Origin of the sequence: Pseudarthrobacter sp. CCNWLW207 (genome assembly GCF_037203945.1) — a bacterium.
Classification (GTDB): Bacteria; Actinomycetota; Actinomycetes; order Actinomycetales; family Micrococcaceae; genus Arthrobacter.
Genome location: NZ_JBBCBS010000009.1, coordinates 83,425 through 99,033 on the forward strand (window position 1 = coordinate 83,425; position 15,609 = coordinate 99,033).

The following is a 15,609-nucleotide window of genomic DNA, read 5'->3' on the forward strand; positions in this document are numbered from 1 at the left end:
GTTGTTCGGGCCGTCTTCACTGTCCGCCGGACGGGCTGCTCCCTGCCGAAGACCTAGACAGTCCCGTTTGCCCCGACGTACCGTCAGGTGAACGGCAACCCTGCCATCCGGACTGAAGGGCCCTGATATGGATTTTGTCTTCTGGATCATTCTGATCGTGCTGATCGTCGGTGTCGTCTGGTGGCTGCTGAACCGCGGCAGTTCCACCAAGTCCACCAGCGAGGACGACAGGTCAGCGGCAGCTCCGGCCGGTTTCCGCGCGGACGGCGCCCTGGCCGGAGGGAGTGCCGCGGCTTCCGCGGAAGCCGCTGGTACCACTGGGATCGCCACTGCCGCAGGCTTTGGACGGCCGTCCGACCCTGTGCCGCCGACGACGGCGGATGACGCCTCCGAGCTGCCCGAACCCTCTGATGCCAGCCGGGTTGGTGAACAGGATTCCCCTGCGCCGGAACGGACGGAAGCCGGACCGGGGACCACATCCGCGGAGACAATTGCAGCCCCTGCACCAACAGGCGCCCCGGGCGCCGGGGATATGCCGGAAGCCCCTGTTCCGCCTGCTGTTGACGACGCCACTGAGGTTCACGGCGCCCAAGCAGCCCAGGGCGGAGGGGCCGCGCAGTCCGCGGGCACAGCCCAGGCTTCGGGTCCATCTCAGGTCAGCAGCGACCAAGGCGAGTGGGAGACCCAATGGTCTGAGGCCGGCGGAACGCCCGCTTCCCATGCAGCGGCCCCGACTACAGCGGCCCCAACCGCCCCTGCGGCGGGTAGTGCAGCCGGGGGTCCCACGGACGCCGGCAAAGCAGGCCAGTCCGGGCCGGTCCATCGCCCCGAGTACACCGGGCCACATGCGCCCACGCTGCCGGGTGCTGAATCTGCAGCAGCCGAGGTTGTGGTGGACGAGCCGGCGGCCGCCGAACAGGCCGAATCCAACCGAGTCCAGGCCAGTCCAGGCGAAGTGAATGAGGTCGAAGCCATCAAGGCAGAGTCCCCCACGTCCGTCGGCTCGGAATCAGTCCCCGAACCCGCGGGTTACCTGGCGGCGGACCGCCCGTATGGTGAAGGGTCGGCGTCGCCGTCCCCCGACGGCAGCGGCCCGGCCGATTACACCGTCAAAGGTGACGCGGACTCTATGGTCTATTACGAAGAGGGGCACCCGGAGTATGAGCAGACCCGCGCAGGAGTCTGGTTCGAATCAGCGGCCCACGCCGAAGCTGCCGGCTTCCGGGCCCCGCGGCGGACCCGGTTCCAGTAAATTCGGCCGCGCCCCTGCGGCGTGGACCGTCTGCCTCGGGCTCCTCCTGACCGGTTGCACAGAAGATGCCAATGGGCCGCCCACCACAGTCAGCACGAGTGCGGGTACCGGCGGCACCGCGGGAGCGCCCGCTGTGGTGGAGCGGCTTGACCTCGGGCTCCAGATCCCGTGGGCAGCGGTGTTCCTGCCGGACGGAACGGCCGTCATCTCGGAGCGTGATTCCCGACTGCTCAAGGCGGTCCGTGACGGGCGGTCCTCCCCCATCGGAGAGGTTCCCGGAGTAGTTCCCGGCGGGGAGGGCGGCCTGCTCGGACTCGCGCTCTCCCCCTCTTTTTCCTCGGACAATTTGCTCTACTTCTACTTCACGGCCGAGCGGGACAACCGGATTGCCCGTGCGGTCCTCAGGGCAGACGGCGACGGGAAATTCGCCATCGGCTCTCCGGAGGTCATCTTCACCGGCATCCCGAAAGCATCAACGCACAACGGCGGCAGGATCCGCTTTGGACCAGACGGCCTGCTCTATGTGGGGACCGGCGACTCGCAGCGCCGGGAGCAGCCGCAGGACCCGAATGCGCTGGGTGGAAAGATCCTGAGGTTGACGCCCGAAGGCCGCCCGGCGCCGGGCAACCCTTTCGGCAATGCCGTCTACAGTCTCGGCCATCGGAACGTCCAGGGGCTGGCTTGGGACAGTGAAGGGCGCTTCTGGGCCAGCGAATTCGGCCCGGACGTCAACGACGAACTCAATCTGATCCTTCCGGGGGCCAATTATGGCTGGCCCCAGGTCACAGGGGCACCGCACCGGGACGGATTCCGCGACGCGAAAGTGGTGTGGCCATCCACGGCTGAATCCTCCCCGAGCGGGCTGGAAATTGTTGGCGCCACAGCGTACCTCGGGGCACTACGCGGCCAGCGGCTGTGGACGGTTCCGCTTGAAGGCGAGGAAGCCGGAAATCCTGTGGCCTATTTCACACGGGAATATGGCCGGATCCGCGATGTCATCAAGGCTCCGGACGGACGTTTTTGGCTGCTGACGAACAACGAAAACCCCGACTTTGTGCTGGTTTTGACCCCTTCGGCGTGATGCTGCCAACCGCCCGCCACCCCGATTTCACATGGGCCAAAAGTTCGTGTAGAGTTTCATGTCGTTGCGGAGATCAACCGGGAAATAAAAGCCCCGGGGAGATCAAAACAAGAGATGCACCTCTAGCTCAATTGGCAGAGCAATTGACTCTTAATCAATGGGTTCCGGGTTCAAGTCCCGGGGGGTGCACCAAGAAAACCCCGTCTTCATGGCCACAAGCCACGAAGGCGGGGTTTTGCTTTGCCCATCGATCAGGCCGAGGGATATTTCGGGCTGATAACTGGGCCGATCGGCCGACGGCGCCGCCAGCTATCGCAGCCGCGGCCACGTTGAAGACACCGCGTGGCGCAGACTCACGTGGACCCTATTTCTCGTCCCGGTCTTTCGGGAAGGTCATCGGGCTGCCTCCTGCCTCCGGAGCTTCGCGGAATGAGGGAAATAGTCCAGGGTCATCTGGATGCGGGAATCAGGGTGCGTGAGGAACCACTCGTAGGCGTGGTCATCAGCAGCCTGCCACCAGGGCTTCGGGAGACCTTTGAGCTTCCGGGCCTTCCTCCCCCGCCATTCTTCTTGGACGTTAAAGTATCCCTGGAGGACCCCAAGGCCGAAGATGAGCCCGAAGAAAACCATGACGAGTGTCATGAGCGGCATCTTGAACAGCGCAAGGAGGCCGAAGACCAGGCAGGCCAGCGAGGCAGGGAGAAAGATGAGAGCCGTTGCCAGGAGACTGAAGTAGAAGGAGCGGATCAGTTTGTGGTCGCCTCCGCCGGAGCCGGCCCCCATGCCCCACTCTTGCTTCGTGTACGCGTACACAGTTTTGCCCGTCCTGGCGTACCCGTAGTAGTACGGCCGGTTAAGCGCTCTTCTGAAAGGTTCGTCCTTGGTCCCCACGGGATTAACCTTATCTGTCGTCATGCTGCGGCCACCGTCCGGTGCCAGCCGAGGCAAGCCACGAAGACCCGCAGGCGCCCTTACTCACAGGTGCCCAGGATCCCCGCGATCGCAGCATGCTCGGCTGGGGTAACCCACAGCTGGTACTTTGCCTTCACGGCCGTCTGGCGGGCAACGTATTCGCAGCGGAACGCCTTGTTCGGCGGAAGCCACGTCGCTGCGTCTTTGTCTCCCTTGGCGCTGTTGGTGGGACCGTCGGCGGCCATGAGGTTCAGCGGGTCGTTGGCCAGTTGCCTGCGCTGGTCAGCACTGAGCCGCTGGGCACCTTTCTGCCACGCGTCCGACAGCGCGATGATGTGGTCGATCTGGACCGCTGAGCTGGTAGTGTCGCCGCGGACAAACCTGATGCTGGTGCCGGTGTAGCTGTCATCCAGCGTGCCGGACGCGACAACACAGTCCTGTGTTCCTGGCTTGAACGTCTCGCCCTCAAGATCCCTGGCAAGGATGTCGTTGCGGGTATCACAGCCGTTGCGGTCCACATCCGCCCAGGCGGGACCGAACTCCTCACGGCTGTAGCCGGTCTTGGGAGCACGCCCCTTCACCGGGATGGTTTCCAGCTGGGCGAGGGCAGCGGCGGCTTCGGTTCCGGAAACCCTTGGTTCGGCATGGGCTGGGGCATCGCAGCCGGCAAGGGAACCGGCAAGGACCAAACCGGAGATGGCAGTAAGCGCGATGGTGACGGCGGAGCGGTAGTACAAGAAGTTCCTTAATGTGCACGGCGCAGGTTTACCGCCGCGCGAGGAAGCGTAGCGGCTGGCGATCCTGGTTCAAAGATTAAAAGAAAAACGCGCAACCACTGTGAGGAACCAGTGATTGCGCCTGGAGGCCGTGATGCGGCTACCCCACTGGGGAACCGTCCGCCAGTGCCTTGGCTTCAGGGGAAGCAAATTGGCTGGCAAGTTCCCGCACCACAGCCTGTAGCTCCTGGCGCAGGACGTCGGGATCAATGGACGCGGCAGCAAGCACCGAACGTTCCATCTCCACTGCGGCGGTGACAGCCTCGCGTCCACGGTCCGTCAAAGAGACAACATGACTACGGCGGTCCGAGGTGCTGCGGACACGGGCGATGTGTCCGTGCGTCTCCAGCCTGCTGAGCGTCTTGCCCATTGTCTGCGCCTGGACGCGGACGTACTGGGCCAGCTGCGCCTGCGTCATGGGGCCCTGGGCCGCAAGCACTTCGATCGCGATAACACCGGCGTGTGTCAATCCAATGGCGCCGAGTTTTTCGTTCCAAGAGTGTTCTACGAGACGGGCCGCAGTGGACAGTAGGCGCCCAGTGGGCCAATGATCCATATCAGGCATACCAGCAGTATAGCCAAGTGACGATTCGCCCCGGTCCAGCACGCTTACTAAGCTGGTATGTCCCGCCTTCAACTAGGAGATTAATTGTGGCTGACAGACTCATGACCGGCACCGAAGCACCTGGCTTCACTTTGAAGGACTCGCAAGGTAAAGACGTCAGCCTGGCTTCCACCCGGGGGCGCAACACCATTGTGTACTTCTATCCCGCCGCGTCCACGCCTGGCTGCACAAAGCAGGCATGCGATTTCCGAGACAGCCTGGCTTCCCTGCAGGCGGCCGGTTATGAAGTCCTGGGCATCTCCCCGGACCCGGTGGAGAAGTTGGCAAAGTTTGCGGCCGCAGAAGGACTCAGCTTCCCGTTGCTCTCGGATGCAGACCACGCCGTGGCAGAGGCCTATGGTGCCTGGGGGGAAAAGAAGAACTACGGAAAGACCTACCAGGGGCTGATTCGTTCGACCATCGTGGTGGACACTGAGGGCAAGGTTGCCGTGGCGCAGTACAACGTCCGGGCGACCGGTCATGTTGCCAAACTGCGCCGTGACCTCAAAATTGATTCCTGACGGGTCCGGCGACTGACCGGACCCACGGCCGGCCGGCGCTACAATGGAACCTGGCATCCGCCGTCGCAAGTTTCTGCCGCGGCAGCCAAGCGCGAGTGGTGAAATTGGCAGACACGCAGGATTTAGGTTCCTGTGCCTTCGGGCGTGGGGGTTCAAGTCCCCCCTTGCGCACTGTTGAACGTCATGAACCATGGAATCCCGGGCCCAACGGCCCGGGATTCCCTCGTTAAGTCCCCCGACGCCGGCTTTCGCAAGTTTCAGTCCGTCGGCGCCCACCGCAAAAAAACTCCTTGAGATCCACCCATCCGCATCGAGGCACCACCCGAATACACAGTGAGACACCAGCCAAGGCAGGTGCCCACCACGTCGGAAGGCCATAAGCGGCAGGCAAGCTGTCCGCAAAGGCAACGATCGGCACTAACAAGGAGAACCGAAATGCAGTCAATCAAACGCACAACCTTCACCGTCGCAGGCGTTGCCGCTGCCGCATTGCTCAGCCTGACCGCTTGCGGCGGCTCCGCCACCACGGCAACGTCATCGTCGGCACCGGCCTCCACGCCTTCATCCTCCAGCATGGCTCCGTCACCGTCGGCAAGCTCCGCTGCCCCGATGGACCCGGCTGCGAACCTGGTCGGCGCCGGCTGTGCCGGCTACGCCGAGAAGGTTCCCACCGGCGCGGGCTCTGTTGCGGGCATGGCGCTCGATCCCGTGGCTGTTGCAGCCTCGAACAACCCCATCCTTACCACCCTGACGGCAGCGGTCTCGGGAAAGCTGAACCCTAAGGTTGACCTGGTGGACACGCTGAATGGCAGCGAATTCACGGTCTTTGCTCCGGTGGACGACGCCTTCGCCAAGATCGACGCCGCCACGATCGAGACGCTCAAGACGGACGACGCCCTGCTGAGCAAGATCCTGACCTACCACGTGGTCCCCGGCCAGATCACCCCCGACAAGATTGCCGGCACCCACGCCACGGTCCAAGGCGGCTCCGTAACGGTCACCGGCAGCAAGGACGCCCTCATGGTTGACGGCGCCAGCGTGATCTGCGGCGGCGTCCAGACGGCCAACGCCACGGTCTATCTGATCGATTCGGTGCTGATGCCCAAGTAACCACGGGCACCAGCGACACCGGGCAAACCGGAGCCGCGGGGCGTGACTCCCCCGGCGGCTCCGTGCATATAGTTGGGCCCGGCCTGTACAGGCCGGGCCCAACTGCGTCTCCAGGATCATCCTGGTCCGTCAACTAGACTGGGCTGGGGCCCGCAGACCGCGGAGCCGGCCAGCAGCCCAGAGGTGATCAACGAGTGCCCAGCAGTACATCGCGACGAACGGTGATCAAGACAAGCGCCGTTCTCCTGGCACTGGGAGTGACGTCCTGCACCGGAGTTCCGGGCCCTTCCCCGTCATCGCCCACAAGTTCAACGCCGTCCACTGGCCCTGAGCCCACAGCTACCTTCAGGTTCGGAACAGCATCCCAGCCGCTCGGGCTCGACCCCGCCCTGTCCAACGACGTGGAGTCGCACCGGATCACACGCCAGATCCTGGAAGGCCTGGTCGGAGTGGACCAGACTACGGGCAAGCCCACACCGCTGCTGGCAACCGAGTGGACCGAATCCGACGAAGGCCGCTCCTACACATTCAAACTGCGCAGCGGAGTCACGTTCCAGGACGGAACACCCTTTAATGCCGATGCCGTCTGCGCCAACTTCAACCGCTGGTTCGCGTTCCCGGTGGCTCTCCGGCAACAGGCACCGGGAAGCTCCTTCAAGGGTGTGTTCAAGGCCCATTCCGATGAGGCATCGCTGTCCATCTTCAAAAGCTGCACCGCCCTTTCCGCTGACACTGTCCGGATCGACCTCACACAGCGCTTCACCGCCTTCCTCCAGGCCCTGACCCTGCCGGCTTTCGCCATGGCATCGCCCACAGCGCTGGCGGCCGGGACTGCCGATGTCCTGGACAGGGACCGGGGCGGACAGCCTCTGTCAGCCTTTGCCACGAATCCGGTGGGAACCGGGCCCTTCCGGTTGGGCGCCTGGGACGAAACCAGCGTCACGCTGGTCAGCAACAAGGACTACTGGGGCAACCGCGGGCAGATCGCCACGATCAACTTCCTGACCTACGACCACCCCCAGACCCGCATGCAAGCGCTCCTGGACAGCAAGATCGACGGCTACGACGCCGTCACGGTGGGAAACTTTGACCAGCTGGTCAAACGGGGCATGCAGATTGTGCAGCGGGACCCGTTCTCCGTGATGTACGTCGGCATGAACCAGGAAGTCCCTGCCCTCCAGGATGTGAAGGTGCGGCAGGCGATTGAAATGGCGATCGACAAAGACACCCTCATCCGCAAGTTCTTTATCGACAACACCGCCCAGGCAACGCAATTTGTTCCGCCGAAAATCAGCGGCTTCAATAACGAGGCGCCTTCCTTGGGCCACGACCCCGCCAAGGCAAAGACGTACCTCGAAGAGTCCGAATATGACGGCGAAGAGCTGAAGTTCTACTATCCGTTGAACGCCACCCGGCCTTACCTCCCCACGCCAGAGAAGGTCTACGCGGAGATCAGCCGGCAACTGACCGCCGTCGGACTGAACATCAAGCCTGTTCCGGTGGACTGGGCAAACGGATACCTCCAGAAAGTCCAGTCCCCGGGCGACCACGCCCTCCACCTGCTCGGCTGGAATGGCGCCTACGCCGACGCCGACAACTTCGTTGGCCCCCTGTTCGGCGAGAAAAACGGCGAGTTCGGCTATCAGGATCCCCAGGTCTTCTCAAAGATCAATCGGGCCCGCAGCATGCCACAGGGACAGGAACGTGATGAGCAATATCACACCATCAATGTCCAGATCGCTGCCTCGGTCCCGGCTGTTCCCATCGCATTCCCCATCTCCGCATTGGCCCTCTCTGACCGCGTGGCCAGCTACCCGGCCTCACCTGTATTAAACGAAGTTTTCACCAAGGTCCAACTAAAGCCTTGACGCAGCCGTCCAATTTCAGTAAGAGGGTGGCGCGGGGATATTCTGTGACAGCCAGAGCCGCTGCTATCGGAGACTCACTGTGACTTTTATTTCCAAGACCAAAAATGCCGACGTCGTCCTGATCGGCGGCGGCATCATGAGCGCCACACTTGGGGCGTTCATCAAGCAGCTTGAACCCACCTGGACCATCTCCCTCTTCGAGCGCCTCGATGAGCCCGGACTGGAAAGCTCCGGTCCGTGGAACAACGCCGGCACCGGGCACGCCGCACTCTGCGAGCTCAACTATTCCCCCGCAGCCAAAGACGGCTCGGTGGACCCCACCAAGGCGCTGCTCATCAACGAGCAGTTCCAGCTCTCCCGCCAGTTCTGGGCCCACCTCGTGGAGCAGTCGCTGATCGGTTCGCCCAAGGGCTTCATCAACACCGTCCCGCACATGAGCTTCGTCATTGGCGAGGACAACACCAAATTCCTGCGGACCCGGTACGAGGCACTGAAGCCGCACCCGCTGTTCCGCAGCATGGAGTATTCCGAGGACCACGCCCAGATCGCCAAATGGGCTCCGTTGATCGTCAAGGGCCGCGACCCGAAGCAGCGCATCGCTGCCACCCGCGCGGCGGAGGGCACCGACGTCGACTTCGGTGCACTCACCCGCGAGCTGACCACATACCTCGGGAACAACGGCGTCGACATCAACTACGGCCACGACGTGACCGGGATTTCCCGGGCGTCCGACGGCGGCTGGGACCTTTCGCTCAAATACCCGGCTTCCGGGGAACACAGCAGGATCCACGCGAAGTTTGTGTTTGTGGGTGCCGGCGGCGGCGCCCTGCACCTGCTGCAGGCTTCAGGCATTCCCGAAAGCAAGGGCTTCGGCGGCTTCCCGGTCTCCGGCCAGTTCTTCCGCTGCACCGACGAAAAAATCGCGGCCCAGCACAGCGCGAAGGTCTACGGCCAGGCCTCCGTGGGTGCTCCGCCCATGTCCGTGCCGCACCTTGACACGCGCTACGTCCATGGGAAGCGCTCCCTGCTGTTCGGCCCGTACGCCGGTTTCTCCACGAATTTCCTGAAGAACGGCTCTTACCTGGACCTGCCGCTGTCCATCCGGCCCAGCAACATCATTCCCATGCTCGCCGTGGCCAAGGACAACATGGACCTGACGGCCTACCTCGTGAAAGAGGTGGCGAAGCGCCACGGCGACAAGGTGGAGGCGCTCCGCGAGTACTACCCCGAGGCCAAAGACGGCGACTGGGAACTGATCACCGCGGGCCAGCGTGTACAGATTATTAAGAAGGACCCGAAGAAGGGCGGAGTGCTGCAGTTCGGCACGGAAGTCATCGCCGGGCGTGACGGCTCCATCGGGGCGCTCCTGGGTGCCTCGCCCGGGGCTTCCACCGCGGTGCCCATCATGATTGAACTGCTGCAGAAGGCCTTCCCCAAGAACTTCAAGGGCTGGCAGGGCAAGCTCAGGGACATGATGCCCGGCTACGGAACCAAGCTGGACAGCAACCCGGAGCTCGCGGCGGAGCTTGAGAAGGCCACTGCCGCGGCCCTTCAGCTGGAGAGCGTTTCCGCGAGCCGTTGACCCTGTCGGGGTCGGCGGGCAGCAGTTCGATGTCCGTACCAGTCCGCCAACCCCTTCAGGAGACCATGCGATGTTCCGGCTGGCACAACTTTCACTGGCGAACCGGGCGCTGATCGCCCTGATCACCGTCTTCGCGTCGGTGTTCGGGGTGATCACCATGTCTTCGCTGAAGCAGGAACTGATCCCTTCCATCGAGTTCCCGCAGATCACGGTGCTGTCGGCGATGCCTGGGGCCTCGCCGGAGGTAGTGGACAAGCAGGTCAGCGAGCCGCTGGAGAAGGCGCTGAACGGCGTCGAAGGCCTGGAGTCAACGTCCTCAACGTCGCGCACGGGTGTCTCGCAGATCTCAATGACGTTCACGTACGGCTCCAACCTTGATCGTGCGCGGAACCAGATAGACCGGGCCATCTCCAACGCCAAACGCCAGCTGCCGGAGGACGTCCAGCCGCAGGCCATCGCCGGCAGCATCAGCGATTTCCCCATCTTGTTCCTGGCAGTCTCCTCGGACAAATCACTGAGCGAGCTTAATGCCGACCTGCAGCGGCTCAGCGTCCCCCGGCTGCAGAAGATCGACGGCGTCCGCAGCGCCGATGTAACGGGCGGCGCCACCCAGCACATCCAGATCCTGCCACGCGCGGATGCCATGTTGTCCAGCGGAGCAACCATTCCGGCGATCCGCGATGCGTTGTCCAACAACGGGGCGCTGATTCCTGCCGGAACCATCGAGGAAGAGGGCAAGACCCTCTCCCTACAGATCGGCAGTCCGGTGGACTCCCTCGACGCGATCAAAGCGCTGCCCCTTGCCGGTACGAAGGCGCCTGCCACGATCGGCTCGGTGGCGGACGTGTCACTCAAAGACGATGAACGGACCTCCATCTCCCGCACGGACGGCAAGGAAACGTTGGCCGTTGCCATCACCAAAAAGCCGGAAGGCGACACCGTCGCCATCTCCCACGCCGTGGCCGGCATCATCGGCGACCTTGAGGCGGAGCTGGGCTCCAACGCCAAATTCACGCAGGTGTTCGACCAGGCACCCTTCATTGAGAAATCCATCAAGGACCTGACCACTGAGGGCCTGCTGGGCCTGGGCTTCGCCGTCGCCGTCATCCTGGTGTTCCTGATGTCCACGCGCTCTACGTTGGTCACAGCCGTGTCCATCCCGCTGTCGCTGCTCATCACCTTTATCGGGCTGTCCGCGACGGGCTACTCCCTGAACATCCTGACCTTGGGTGCCCTGACCATCGCCATCGGCCGCGTGGTGGACGACTCCATTGTGGTGATCGAGAACATCAAACGGCACCTCGCCTACGGTGAGGACAAGGTGACCGCCATCCTGACCGCCATCCGCGAAGTTGCCGGGGCGATTACCGCCTCAACGCTGACCACGGTGGCCGTCTTCCTTCCCATCGCGTTTGTTGGCGAACTCGCCGGCGAGCTTTTCCGCCCGTTCGCGCTCACCGTCACAATGGCGCTGCTGGCCTCCCTGCTGGTGTCGCTGACCATTGTCCCTGTGCTCGCGTATTGGTTCCTGAAGTCGCCGTCGGCCGCTCTCCCCGGGTCCCCCGCCGCACGCGAATCCGCCGCGGCCGTCCGGGCCAAGGCGCTGGAAGCCGAGCAGAGAAGCAGGCTGCAGCGTGGCTACGTGCCCATCCTGACCAAGACCCAGAAGCATCCGGTTGTCACACTGATCGCCGCTGGGTTGGTGCTTGTAGCAACGGGCGCCATGACACCGCTGCTGGCCACTGACCTGCTGGGCCAGTCCGGACAAAACAGCCTGACTGTGCGCCAGGTCCTGCCGGGCGGCACCAGCCTCTCCGAGACCAGTGCCGCCGCTGTCCGGGTGGAAGGAGTGCTGCGCGGCATTGAAGGCATTAAGACTGTTCAGGTCACTTCCGGCAATGCCCAGGCCGGCTTCGCCGCGTTAGTATCCTCCGGCGCCTCCAATTCGACCTTCACCGTGGTCACGGATGAGAAAGCGGACCAGGCAGAGTTGCAGGAGAAAGTCCGCACGCGGCTCGCAGACGTCCCCGACGCCGGCAAGATCTCCGTGGGCACGCAGCAGGGTGGCTTCGGCACATCGTCCACAGTGGACATCACCCTCCGCGCTGCCACGTCCGCCGACCTCCGCACCGCCAGCGACGCGATGGTGGAAGCGATGAGCGGAGTACCGGGCACCAGCGAGGTGGCCACCAACCTGGCAGCGAGCCAAAACGTTGTCCAGGTCAAGGTTGACCGTGCGAAGGCCGTGGCAGCCGGACTGAACGAGCAACAGGTTGCCGGCGTGCTTGCCTCCACCATCAGCCCGGTCCCGGCAGGAACGGTGCGGATTGATACTGACGACTTCCCCGTGCAAATCGGCGAGGGGACCCGCTTCACCAGTGTCGAGGCCGTCCGCAACATCCCGCTTCCGGGCGGACGGGCTACCCTAGGCAGCATAGCCTCCGTGGAACAGGTCGAGGTTCCGATCTCCATCACCGCCAGCAATGGGCAACGGACGGCGAAAGTCTCCCTGACGCCGTCGGGATCCAACCTTGGCGCCGTGAGCGCCGAAGTCCAGTCCCGCCTGGATGATGTTCAGCTTCCGGCCGGGGTCACGGCCACTTTGGGCGGGGCAACCACCCAGCAGGCAGAGTCCTTCCGGCAGCTCGGGCTGGCCCTGCTGGCCGCCATCGCCATTGTGTATGTGATCATGGTGGCCACCTTCAAGTCCCTCGTCCAGCCACTCATCCTGCTTGTGTCCGTCCCGTTCGCGGCCACCGGGGCCGTCGCGCTTCTGCTGGTGACCGGGGTGCCGCTGGGTCTTCCCTCCCTGATCGGCATGCTGATGCTGGTGGGAATTGTGGTGACCAACGCCATCGTGCTGATCGACCTGATCAACCAGTACCGGAAACCCGGTGACGGCCAGCCGGGGATGTCAGTGGCGGACGCCATCACCCACGGCGCCCGCCAGCGCCTGCGTCCCATCCTGATGACCGCATTGGCCACAGTGTTCGCTCTGACGCCCATGGCGCTGGGCCTGACAGGTGGCGGTGGCTTCATCTCCCAGCCGCTCGCCGTCGTGGTGATCGGCGGGCTGGTGTCATCCACCGCCCTCACGTTAGTCCTGGTCCCCGTTCTGTACCGGCTGGTGGAGGGGCGGCGCGAGAAGAAGGCACTGCTCCGGGCTCTTCATGAGCGTCCGGAGCTGGGCCCGGCAACCGACGTCGACGACGAGTTCCGTGACTGGACCACCGGAATGGTTCCCAAGGTCAGCGGCCGCCGCGCCGCACTTGGAGACCCTGCCTAAAGCCGCCACGGACAACCAGGGAATAATCCCGTCCGGGAAGTGTTGTACCCGTCGATAGATGCATATGCATCTAAATCGGCTATAGTGGTGATAAGCCACCACGGACATCCAGAACGGAAGGCACATCATGCAGATCGGCGTATTCAGCGTCAGCGACATCACTACTGACCCCACCACGGGACAGACCCCCACGGAGAACGAGCGCATTAAGGCGTCCGTGGCGATCGCCAAAAAGGTCGAGGAAATCGGCATGGACGTGTACGCCATCGGCGAGCACCACAACCGGCCGTTCTTCTCCTCCTCTCCCACCACGACACTCGCCTACATCGCAGCACAGACCGAGCGGATCACGCTGTCCACGGCCACGACACTGATCACCACGAATGATCCGGTCAAGATAGCCGAAGACTTCGCGATGCTCCAACACCTGGCCGACGGGCGCGTGGACCTGGTACTGGGCCGTGGCAACACAGCCCCGGTGTACCCCTGGTTTGGCAAGAACATCCAGGACGGCGTGGAACTGGCCATCGAGAACTACAGCCTGCTGCGCCGGCTCTGGGACGAGGACACGGTGAACTGGTCCGGAAAGTTCCGGACCCCGCTGCAGAATTTCACCTCCACACCCCGCCCGCTCGACGGCGTCGCCCCCTTCGTCTGGCACGGCTCCATCCGCACACCCCAGATCGCCGAGGTCGCCGCGTACTACGGTGACGGGTTCTTCGCGAACAACATCTTCTGGCCGAAGGAGCACTACCAGCAGCTCATTGGCCTGTACCGCGAACGCTACGAGCACTACGGCCACGGCCAGGCGGACCAGGCGATCGTGGGGCTGGGCGGCCAGTTCTTTATGCGGAAGAACTCCCAGGATGCCGTCAAGGAGTTCCGGCCGTACTTCGACAACGCGCCGGTCTACGGTCACGGCCCGTCGCTGGAGGACTTCACCTCGCAGACCCCGCTCACCGTGGGCAGCCCCCAGGAAGTCATCGAGAAGACCCTGACGTTCCGTGAGTACTTCGGCGATTACCAGCGCCAACTGTTCCTGATCGACCATGCCGGCCTGCCGCTGAAGACCGTGCTCGAACAGCTTGACCTGTTCGGTGAGGAGGTCCTGCCGGTCCTGCGCAAGGAGTACGCAGCCCTCAAGCCCGCGCACGTCCCGGACCCGCCCACGCATGCCGGCCGGGTCGCCACGCTGCTGGCTGCGCAGAGCACCGAGACAAGCCCTTCGGAGGCGTGATGGCAACCGACGGCGAATCACCGGTCCGGCTGGCCGCCGAGACCTGGGAGTCCCTGTTCCGGGCCCAGGTGGCGGTCATGCGTAAGCTCCAGGCCGGGCCCGCCTTCAGGAAGGTGGCGCTGAACGAGTACGACGTCCTGTTCACGCTTTCCCGCTGTCCGTCCGGTTGGCTGAGGCTTAACGAGCTCAACGACAACGTCCTGCTCAGCCAGTCCAGCCTCAGCAGGCTGGTGGAGCGGCTGGAAAAGCGCGGACTGGTGGCACGGATGCCGGCCCCGGACGACGGCCGGGGGGTGCTGCTGAAGCTGACCGAAGCCGGCGCAGAGCTGCAGAAGGACATTGGCCGGGAACACGTCCGGGATATCTCCGGGCTCCTGGGGCCGGCCCTGACCACGGCCGAGCAGAAGGAACTGAAGCGGCTCACCGAGAAGCTGCGCCATTCTGTAGGCGCACGCCACTAACAGTGCTTCCGAGGACCCGGCGCCACTTGACGCGGCGCCGGGTCCCGGTCCGCTAGCGCAGCACCACGAGCTTGGCTGGATCCTCAACCGGCAGGCTGCCGTTCACGACGGCGGTGACGTTCATCTGGTTCAGGGTGAGGCTGCCTCCGACCGTGGAGAGGAATGCGGTATCGGCGGAATCGCGGCCGGCCGTAATCCTGAGCATCGATTCCCGCGGGGCCAGCCCCGTGGGGTCGATGACGTGCCACGCACCATTGATGTGGCCCTCGGCCACAGCGTGGAAATCCATCGGGCTCAGTCCCGGTGCATAGACAGCCGTCAGCCGCGCGGGGATGTCCTTGGACCGCAGCAGGGCGATGGCAAGGTGGGCGAAGTCCCGGCAGACTCCCCGGCGGTGCAGGAGGGTTTCCACCGCACCGTCGGTCCCGCGCGAGGATCCGCTGATGTACCTTAGTTCGCCGTAAACCCAGTTCCGCACGGCCTGCAGGAGCTCCTCGCCGTGGAGTCCGCCGAATTCGGCATAGGCGGTAGGCAGGAGCCGGTCCGACTCGGCGTAACGGCTGGGGCGCACGTAGCGGATAAGGTCCTCCAGCGGCGCGTCCTCCGGGGTGGCCTGGCCGCCCACCGAGGCCGAATACTCAACAGTCACCTCGGCCGGGTCCGGGAATTCCATGTAGTGGATCCTGCCGCCGTGGTGGTCTGACAGTTCCGTCAGCGCCACCTGCGCCCCGTCCGCCGTAACTGACAGGGATTCCTCAAAGGAGGTGTAGCCGGGGTTCCTGGCCACTGTTATGGCCAGCGCAACCTTGGTGTCGGCTACGGTCCTGAAAACCAGGCGTGCGGAAACAGAGCGGTCCATGGATCTCCGGGGTGTGTGGAAGCGGCTGGCCAGTCTCCACTCGGCCCGGCAGGGTGGGCC

Annotated in this window: 13 protein-coding genes and 2 tRNA genes; 11 read left to right on the forward strand and 4 right to left on the reverse strand. The window is 64.0% G+C overall.

Annotated elements, in window-relative coordinates:
- Nucleotides 1-127: 127 nt before the first annotated feature.
- The 3 genes from V9L17_RS16005 to V9L17_RS16015 all read left to right on the forward strand — a co-directional run bounded on the left by V9L17_RS16005 (nucleotide 128) and on the right by V9L17_RS16015 (nucleotide 2,525).
- Entirely contained in the window at nucleotides 128-1,252 is a 1,125-nt protein-coding gene (locus V9L17_RS16005) for a sunset domain-containing protein (protein ID WP_337345915.1), read from the forward strand.
- Nucleotides 1,161-2,333, forward strand: a complete 1,173-nt coding sequence (locus V9L17_RS16010) for a PQQ-dependent sugar dehydrogenase (RefSeq protein ID WP_337345914.1) — start codon at nucleotides 1,161-1,163, stop codon at nucleotides 2,331-2,333. The genes V9L17_RS16005 and V9L17_RS16010 overlap by 92 nt, the downstream gene beginning before the upstream one ends.
- Before the next feature lie 116 nt (nucleotides 2,334-2,449).
- A tRNA-Lys gene (locus tag V9L17_RS16015) sits at nucleotides 2,450-2,525 on the forward strand.
- 201 nt (nucleotides 2,526-2,726) lie between these two features.
- Here the strand turns inward: V9L17_RS16015 and V9L17_RS16020 are convergent.
- The 3 genes from V9L17_RS16020 to V9L17_RS16030 all read right to left on the reverse strand — a co-directional run bounded on the left by V9L17_RS16020 (nucleotide 2,727) and on the right by V9L17_RS16030 (nucleotide 4,577).
- Nucleotides 2,727-3,248: a hypothetical protein gene (locus V9L17_RS16020; protein ID WP_337345913.1), complete on the reverse strand. Its 522-nt coding sequence runs from the start codon at nucleotides 3,246-3,248 to the stop codon at nucleotides 2,727-2,729.
- Between the two features lie 56 nt (nucleotides 3,249-3,304).
- On the reverse strand, nucleotides 3,305-3,982 hold the full coding sequence (locus V9L17_RS16025; protein ID WP_337345912.1) for an HNH endonuclease family protein: 678 nt from the start codon (nucleotides 3,980-3,982) through the stop codon (nucleotides 3,305-3,307).
- A 139-nt stretch (nucleotides 3,983-4,121) separates the two neighbouring features.
- Nucleotides 4,122-4,577, reverse strand: coding sequence for a MarR family winged helix-turn-helix transcriptional regulator (locus tag V9L17_RS16030; RefSeq protein WP_337345949.1), 456 nt, complete (start codon nucleotides 4,575-4,577; stop codon nucleotides 4,122-4,124).
- Between the two features lie 95 nt (nucleotides 4,578-4,672).
- Here V9L17_RS16030 and bcp point away from each other — a divergent pair, with 95 nt between their 5' ends.
- The 8 genes from bcp to V9L17_RS16070 all read left to right on the forward strand — a co-directional run bounded on the left by bcp (nucleotide 4,673) and on the right by V9L17_RS16070 (nucleotide 14,690).
- Entirely contained in the window at nucleotides 4,673-5,146 is a 474-nt protein-coding gene (gene bcp / locus V9L17_RS16035; protein ID WP_337345911.1) for a thioredoxin-dependent thiol peroxidase, read from the forward strand.
- Nucleotides 5,147-5,235: 89 nt separating this feature from the next.
- A tRNA-Leu gene (locus V9L17_RS16040) sits at nucleotides 5,236-5,317 on the forward strand.
- Between the two features lie 264 nt (nucleotides 5,318-5,581).
- A complete protein-coding gene (locus V9L17_RS16045; protein WP_337345910.1) occupies nucleotides 5,582-6,256 on the forward strand; it encodes a fasciclin domain-containing protein in 675 nt (224 codons plus the stop codon).
- Nucleotides 6,257-6,450: 194 nt separating this feature from the next.
- Nucleotides 6,451-8,124, forward strand: coding sequence for an ABC transporter substrate-binding protein (locus V9L17_RS16050; protein ID WP_337345909.1), 1,674 nt, complete (start codon nucleotides 6,451-6,453; stop codon nucleotides 8,122-8,124).
- 79 nt (nucleotides 8,125-8,203) lie between these two features.
- Nucleotides 8,204-9,706 (forward strand): malate:quinone oxidoreductase, encoded by a 1,503-nt coding sequence (locus tag V9L17_RS16055; protein WP_337345908.1) that lies wholly within the window; start codon nucleotides 8,204-8,206, stop codon nucleotides 9,704-9,706.
- Between the two features lie 70 nt (nucleotides 9,707-9,776).
- Entirely contained in the window at nucleotides 9,777-12,992 is a 3,216-nt protein-coding gene (locus tag V9L17_RS16060; protein WP_337352144.1) for an efflux RND transporter permease subunit, read from the forward strand.
- A 127-nt stretch (nucleotides 12,993-13,119) separates the two neighbouring features.
- Nucleotides 13,120-14,229, forward strand: coding sequence for an LLM class flavin-dependent oxidoreductase (locus tag V9L17_RS16065; RefSeq protein WP_337352145.1), 1,110 nt, complete (start codon nucleotides 13,120-13,122; stop codon nucleotides 14,227-14,229).
- Nucleotides 14,229-14,690 (forward strand): MarR family winged helix-turn-helix transcriptional regulator, encoded by a 462-nt coding sequence (locus tag V9L17_RS16070; RefSeq protein ID WP_337352146.1) that lies wholly within the window; start codon nucleotides 14,229-14,231, stop codon nucleotides 14,688-14,690. The genes V9L17_RS16065 and V9L17_RS16070 overlap by 1 nt, the downstream gene beginning before the upstream one ends.
- A gap of 52 nt (nucleotides 14,691-14,742) precedes the next feature.
- On the opposite strand, the gene V9L17_RS16075 is transcribed toward V9L17_RS16070, so the two are convergent.
- The gene (locus V9L17_RS16075) at nucleotides 14,743-15,549 is read right to left on the reverse strand and encodes a transglutaminase-like domain-containing protein (RefSeq protein WP_337345904.1); all 807 of its coding nucleotides are present in this window, start codon (nucleotides 15,547-15,549) and stop codon (nucleotides 14,743-14,745) included.
- Between the last annotated feature and the right edge of the window lie 60 nt (nucleotides 15,550-15,609).